The following is a 7,461-nucleotide window of genomic DNA, read 5'->3' on the forward strand; positions in this document are numbered from 1 at the left end:
CCTCAATTTAATTTTTTGAACCTGCTATAGTTTTTAAATAGCAATTTTCACTTAATACAAGATATAAATTACCAATGACATCTTTTTTCTCATCAGCAGGGATTAATTCAGAATCTTCAATATTTTGTTTTAATCTTCTTTCAATCTCTTTTGCATCATAGTCAAGATCATCTAACACATCCAAAATATTTTGTGCTTCAATGATATCATCTATTTTATAATTTCCCTCTTCATCAAAATTAATGACAAACTCGGTTGGATGTGTAAATAAATTATGCTCCATACCTAAAGTCTCTTGATAAGCACCAACAAGAAAGAAACCTAAAAAGTAATCCTCTTTTTTCAAATCCACATCGTGCAAAAACAAAGGTCTATCAGCATCAAAGGCTATTTCACCATCACTATCGCATGTAATATCCCAAAGGCTTGCTGATCTTGTAGGTGAAATATCAAGTTTATCAAGTGGCATAACAGGAAATTGTTGCCCAAGCCCCCAATAATCTGGTAAACTTTGAAAAATAGAAAAATTCAACAAATATCTTTCCTGAATCATATTTTGAATATCTTTCAATTCAGAAAGATTTTTATTTTTTAATAATTCAATCGCTTTTCTAATTATGAGATGGACTAAAACTTCTGTATTGTTTCTATCTACTAAGTCAATATACCCTAAATCAAATAGGGTTAAAAGAGATTCCATGTGGTCTAAACTGTCATGTAAAAATTCTATAGCATTCTTCTCATTTATTGTATTGTAAAGCTCATACAACTCCTCAATTAGAGGAGGATTTTGTTCTTTTAAACAGAGTTTTTGCTCATTATACTCTTGAGAAAATAGCTCTAAAACAGGTACTACTAATACAGCATGGCTTGCTGCCACATATCTACCTGCTTCGATAAATATATCAGGCTCAGGAACACCTTTGTTGTTTGCTATCATTTTAAGTAAGAACACAACATCGCTGGTATACTCATCTAAAGTATAATTGATACTGTGATTACTTTTATGTTGGCTATACTCAACAGCGAGACCACCACCAATATCTATCTTTTTTAAATTTTTTGCTCCCATCTTATACAATTCAGCATAAATATTACCAGCCTCTCTTAATGCTTTCTTTACAGGAGATATTTCACTTATCTGAGAACCTATATGAAAATGAATCATCGTTAGATAATCAATTAAATTTTCCTCTTTCAAAATTTTTAAAGCTTCTATTAATTCTACAGAAGTAAGACCAAACTTTGAATTTATACCACCGCTTTTAGCCCAAATACCTATACCAGAGCTATGAAGCTTGATTCTTAAACCAATATTTGGATATGGAGGTCCCATCTCTTTTGCAACTTCTACAATCGTCTCAAGTTCATTTAAGCCTTCAATGGTTAGTGTGATATTTTGCCCCATTTTTGCAGAAATAAACCCAAGAGATATCATTTCTTTATCTTTAAAACCGTTTACAACAATCGGACACCCATCATTTACATAGCTCATAGCAATTATGAGCTCTGGTTTACTACCAGCCTCTAACCCATAATTTTTCCCTTTTGTATTTTCCATCAAATATTTAACAAAATTTGGATACTGATTTACTTTTAATGGAAATACCGATGAAAATTTCCCAGAATATTCATACTCTTTTATATACTTATTAAATTTATTAAAAAGTGAATTAACTTGCTTTTTAAGTATATGAGGAAATCTAAACAGAACTGGCCCTTTAAACCCCTGCTCTCTAACATCTTTTACAATATCAATAATTGCAGGTCTGTTACCTTCATTAATGACAACTTTACCATCCTCAATAATAAAATCGTAACCGCCCCAAATCTTTATTCCATAATCCATAATAAACCTCTTAATTTTTGCATTATAGAAGTAAATCCATTTAGTATTAAAATTCAAATTTTGCAATTAAAAATTTAAAATAAAAGGGACTAAAATTGGAACAAGCGCACTAAGAATAAAACCATTTATAAAGGCAACTATCGCTGCGCTACTTCCTGCATATTTTTCGATAATAGGCAAAGCGGTATCCATAGTAGTAGCACCACCTGGTGCAATAGACACATAAGGGCCAACATATTTCGCAAGATATGGAACAAGCATTATACTGATTATTTCCCTGCTAACATTAGATAAAAATGCTATTGAGCCCAAATCGGCACTTTTCATTTTTGCAATTATAACAGCAGAAAGGGAATACCACCCAAAACCAGCTGCAATAGCAAGAGAATCTTTTACGCTGATTGCAAGGAAAAAAGAAGCCACAAAACCTCCCACCAATGTTCCAACAATTGTTCCAAAAGGGACTAAAAAAGCATATCTATCAGCAGAAACAAGCCTCATAATAGACTCTTTGTCTCTGCCTATATCATAACCAATCAATAAAAGAAGTAAATACAATGAATAATCTGTTATATTCCCAGAATATTCTGTTAAAAATGTGGGTAAAAAACCAAACTGTGCAAACAAAACACCACAAATCACAGCGATTATCATCAAAAAAATCATTTTTTAAAAACCCTCATTAGCACAGCTACAACTATTACACTAAATGCTACAGTAAATAAGCTGATAATCAAAGATGTATAACCAAACATCGATATTTTATCCATCAATTTAGGATCTTTTCCTATACTTACACCCATAAAAAAAAGTAAAATCAATACAGTGGTATTTAAAACATGTTTGCTGTATTTAGGCTCTCTTTTAGACCCTATAAAATAACCAAATAAAACTCCAATAACAAGAAATATAAGATATTTGACCAACTTATCATTTACCTCTTAAATCAATTACCCTCTTAGCTTTCCCCTGACTTCTTTCAATAGCACCTTTTTCTACAATTTCAAGGTTTAGATGAAACCCTAAAAAGTCGTACAGTTTTGTATAAACCTTATCATAAATCACATCATTAAAACCGTTTTCCCTTTCTACTTTTAGAGTAACACTATCTTTCCCCTTTTTGTCTTCTAAAATGATAACATACTCCATCGATAATTCGTTAAACTGAAGTAAAATGGACTCAATTTGAGATGGATAAAAGTTAACCCCTTTTATTTTAAGCATATCGTCAGTCCTACCCTTTATTCGCCCAACCTTTATGGTATGTAATCCACAATCACACTTTTCTCTACTAACGATTTTCGTAATATCCCTAGTTCTGTATCGAATCAAAGGTAACCCTTCTCTTGTCAAAGTAGTGACCACCATTTCACCTTCAATACCATCCTCAACTGGTTCACATGTAACAGGATCGATAATTTCTACAATATAATGGTCATCCCACACATGTATGCCATCATGTTTTATACAATCAATCCCTAATCCTACACCACCTGTCTCTGTCATTCCTATGATATCAAAAGTTTCTATCCCCATAATATATTCAATTCTTTTTCTCATCTCATCAGACCAAACTTCTGCACCAAATATCCCCACTCTTAGCTTCGAATCCTTTTTAAAATCAAAGCCTTCATCTTCAGCTATTTCAATTAATCTTAATGGATAAGATGCTATAGCACACAAAACAGTTGATTCTAACTCTTTCATAAATTTAAGCTGTAAATGAGATCTACCTGGCCCAATGGGGATTACAAAAGCTTTGATCTTTTCTGCTCCGTAATGAAAACCAAAACCACCGTTAAACAAACCAAAAGATGGCGTAATCTGAATTGTATCCTCACTGGTAACAGTTGCAGTTTTATAACAACGAGCCATTATTTCTGCCCATTGATTTATATCATTTTGGGTCATAGGGTTGATAATAGGTGTACCAGTAGTTCCACTACTCATGTGCATTCTCATAAAATCCTTTCTATCAGCACAGGCAAAACCAAAAGGGTAACCATTTCGCAAATCATCCTTTGTGATAAAAGGCAATTTTATAAAATCATCATAACTTTTAATCTCAGAGTTTACATTAAGCCTTTCAAAATAAAATGGGTTATTTTTCTTTATCCTATAAACAGTTTTATTTAATAATTCTAGCTGTAAATCAGATAACATTTTTCAACTCCTTGAGTATTAAAGTATATTTATTTTCATCTAAAAGCTTTTGATTTATCAAAATGTTTTTTACATCAATTAAGTCTATTTTTCCTAATAACCCAAAGAATATGAACAATAAGAAGTAGTTTGCGTATTTAGGTGACTCAAAAATTTTTAATGATGATTTTGTTGCATCAAAAAATACCCCTTTATTGCTTTTATTATTTTTCTCAGTATTAACAATATAATATCCATCATTTTTTAAGTAATGCTTATTATTTAAATATTCATCATAATCTGTAGAAATTATGTAGTCAGCCTGATTATAGCCAAAACCTGCACTTTTAAATTCTCCACATTTTAAAAAAGTACTTACACTACCTCCTCGCATTGCCATACCATGCGTTTCTGCAGAAATCACTTTGTATCCTAATAAAGATAAAATATTTCCTATAGTTCTATTTAAAGTGATAACCCCTTGCCCACCTTTTCCACAAATTAAACAGTTAAACCTCATCATCTACCTCATCAATATAAGCAATGGCATCAAATGGGCAAACTGATATACAAACACCACAGTTAACACATAATAATTCATCAATTTTTGCTGCATTAGCAAACTTGTCTTCGAAGATGGCTGGACACTCAAATTTTTCATAACAGATTTTACAATTTTTACATTTATCTGTAATAACTACTCTTTTTTTACCTTTATACTTAATTTTTGTGACACAAGGGTGCTTAAAAATAGCTACTGCAGGGGTATTATTCTTTTCAGAGTACTCAATTGCTTCATTTAATAACTTTATACTCCCATCAAAATCATAAGGGTCAATAGTTTTGCAAAAATCAACGCCACACCCTATTACTACTCTTTCAATTGATATTTTTTTATGATTATGAGGCACTGGTTGAAATCCTGTCATGGCAGTAGTTTCGTTATCAAGAATTGCTAATACAATCTTTGAATCATTTGCCACAGCATTTATCAAAGCAGGAACTCCAGTATGAAAAAATGTAGAATCACCAATTGTAGCTATAACCACCTTTTCATTATTTGCTCTTTTTAACCCTTCTGCAAAAGTAACGGATGCTCCCATACATATACATGTATCCACAGCTTCCAAATTAACACCCAATGTATAACAACCGATATCACCAGGAAAAATACCTCTGTTTTTCGCAACTTTTTTAATAGCATAAAATGCTGGTCTATGACCACAGCCAGGACACAGCCTTGGTTTTACACTTTTAACATCTACATCAAACTCTTCTATCTCGTTTTCTTTGCCAAGAAATTGATACAATTTTGATTGTAAATATTGGTAAGTTAATTCACCCATATTTGTAATAAAACCGTTTAACCTACCAAACACTTTATCTCTTCTTGCAAATTGCATTTCAATAACTGGTTGCGTTTCTTCAATAACAAGAATTTTTTCATACTCCTCCAATAAGCTGTTAATAAGCTCATCAGGAAGTGGAAAAGGTAAATCAAGTTTGTATAAATCTATATTTAGGTCGTCTTCAGCTACTATATCCATTGCCATAGCAAAAGAATAACCTGAACCAACAACAGCAAAATCACTCTTTTTATTAATTTTAAACTCTTTGTAATATTCATTTGAGATATCTTTTAATTTTTGATTTAAAATACTATGTAATTGCTTACGAAATTTGGGTGTAGCAGCCCATCTCGCAGTATCTTTTTCAAAAGAATTAGAAATAATTAAATTATTTTTTTCAATATCTACATCTATCGACTGTCTTGAGTGACATACACGCATAACAGGTCTAATCATCACAGTAATTTCATATTTATGAGATAAATCTACAGCCTTTTTTGTAAGAAAATAAGCATCCTCAGGATTTATCGGGTCAAAAACTGGTAATTTGGCTGACATTGCATACATTCTACTATCTTGCTCTGTCTGAGAGCTATAAGGGCCAGGATCATCAGCAGATGCAATTACTAATGCACCTTTTATACCAGTATAAGCAATGGAGAAAAACGGATCGGCAGCCACATTAAGACCAACCTGCTTCATACTACATAAAACAAATTTACCAGAAACAGCTTCAGCACCAGCCAATTCTAAAGCGATTTTTTCATTGACAGACCATTGAGCATACACATCTTCAGAAATCTTAATAAAATATTCGAGAATTTCACTGGAAGGAGTTCCAGGATAAGCGTATGCTGACCTCACACCTGCATTATAAGCAGCAAGTGCAATTAATTCATTTCCCATTAAAAATTTTTTCATATCAGTTAAATGAAATATGATAATTGTTGAAAAAAGTCAAATATAATTTAACCTAAATTAAATTTGCAAAAATTTGTATTTATTTAAATTATTTCCTTAACTTACTTTTTGATAACATCAGTCAATATTTTTTTTAGCTCTTCTACCTTAAAAGGTTTTAATAGATAGTTATCAAAGCCAAAATCACTATAATTTGCAACCGCACCAGTATCAGAATAACCGCTTGTCACTACAATATATGCATCAGGCTTTATTTTTCTAATCTCTTTTGCTGTATCTACTCCTCCCATACCTCCCACTATAGTCAAATCAAGAATAATTACATCAAAATCATCCTTTTTTATTGCCTCAATAGCTTCTTCCCCTTTTGATACTGTAATTACTTCATGCCCCATACTTTCTAATAAAATTTTAAAAGAATCCCTTAACATGTCTTCATCATCCATATAGAGTATTTTTAACATTTTATCCGTTTCAACAATATTTTCATCTTTTGATATTTGAGTTTTTATTTCTTTAGCTTTTTGCAAAAGTATTACAAACTCTGCTCCATTTTTATATTCTCTATTCAAATAAATAGTGCCACCATGTTTTTTCAAAACAGAATAACATATAGCCAAACCAAGCCCATTACCATTCTCTTTTGTTGTAAAATAGGGATCAAAAATTTTATTCATTAATTTTTCACTGATTCCAGGCCCAGTATCCCTAACCCTTATTTCAACATATTCGCCAGGCGATAAATTTAAAACATTTTCTTTTTGCAATGAAATATTTCTTATATTTACTTCTATTTTACCGTTATTTTGCATAGCATCATTAGCATTGACAAACAAATTGACAAAAACCTGCACAATCTGACCTTTATCAGCAAAAACTAAGTATTTATCGTCTTTAAAATTCAAATTATATTGAATACTAGTCCCACTTAATGACAAACTTATGGCCTCTTTTATCACCTCTTTTATATCAATCAGTTCTTTAACAGGCTCACCACCTTTTGCAAATGTTAAAAGTTGTTTTGTAATGCCTATACTTTTTTCAACAGTTATATCTATATTTTTAGCTATACCTAAAATTTCGTTATCCAAATTTTGCTTTTGCATAATCAAATAAATATAATAAGGCTATTGCATAATTTCTATGTTTTTCAATTTTCATCATTTTTCTTAAATTTTGCTCAATTTTCTACTCAATTTT

The 7,461-nt window shown here is 31.3% G+C and carries 7 protein-coding genes; all 7 read right to left on the reverse strand.

The features are described 5' to 3' along the window. Positions 1-7 precede the first annotated feature (7 nt). On the reverse strand, positions 8-1,864 hold the full coding sequence (gene speA / locus OWM07_RS08470; protein ID WP_423303272.1) for a biosynthetic arginine decarboxylase: 1,857 nt from the start codon (positions 1,862-1,864) through the stop codon (positions 8-10). Between the two features lie 51 nt (positions 1,865-1,915). After that, positions 1,916-2,515 carry a LysO family transporter gene (locus tag OWM07_RS08475; protein WP_423303264.1) on the reverse strand — a complete coding sequence of 200 codons (600 nt, stop codon included), beginning with the start codon at positions 2,513-2,515 and terminating at the stop codon, positions 1,916-1,918. Next, positions 2,512-2,775, reverse strand: a complete 264-nt coding sequence (locus OWM07_RS08480) for a LysO family transporter (protein ID WP_423303265.1) — start codon at positions 2,773-2,775, stop codon at positions 2,512-2,514. The genes OWM07_RS08475 and OWM07_RS08480 overlap by 4 nt, the downstream gene beginning before the upstream one ends. A 4-nt stretch (positions 2,776-2,779) precedes the next feature. Then, complete coding sequence (locus OWM07_RS08485) at positions 2,780-4,012, reverse strand: phenylacetate--CoA ligase family protein (protein ID WP_423303266.1); 1,233 nt, start codon at positions 4,010-4,012, stop codon at positions 2,780-2,782. Then, entirely contained in the window at positions 4,002-4,511 is a 510-nt protein-coding gene (locus OWM07_RS08490) for a 2-oxoacid:acceptor oxidoreductase family protein (RefSeq protein WP_423303267.1), read from the reverse strand. Before OWM07_RS08490 ends, OWM07_RS08485 begins: the two co-directional genes overlap by 11 nt. Beyond that, a complete protein-coding gene (locus tag OWM07_RS08495) occupies positions 4,501-6,261 on the reverse strand; it encodes a thiamine pyrophosphate-dependent enzyme (protein WP_423303268.1) in 1,761 nt (586 codons plus the stop codon). Before OWM07_RS08495 ends, OWM07_RS08490 begins: the two co-directional genes overlap by 11 nt. A gap of 101 nt (positions 6,262-6,362) precedes the next feature. Continuing rightward, positions 6,363-7,367 (reverse strand): hybrid sensor histidine kinase/response regulator, encoded by a 1,005-nt coding sequence (locus OWM07_RS08500; protein WP_423303269.1) that lies wholly within the window; start codon positions 7,365-7,367, stop codon positions 6,363-6,365. Positions 7,368-7,461 lie beyond the last annotated feature (94 nt).

The sequence above is a fragment of the Deferribacter thermophilus genome, assembly GCF_049472675.1.
GTDB lineage: Bacteria > Chrysiogenota > Deferribacteres > Deferribacterales > Deferribacteraceae > Deferribacter > Deferribacter thermophilus.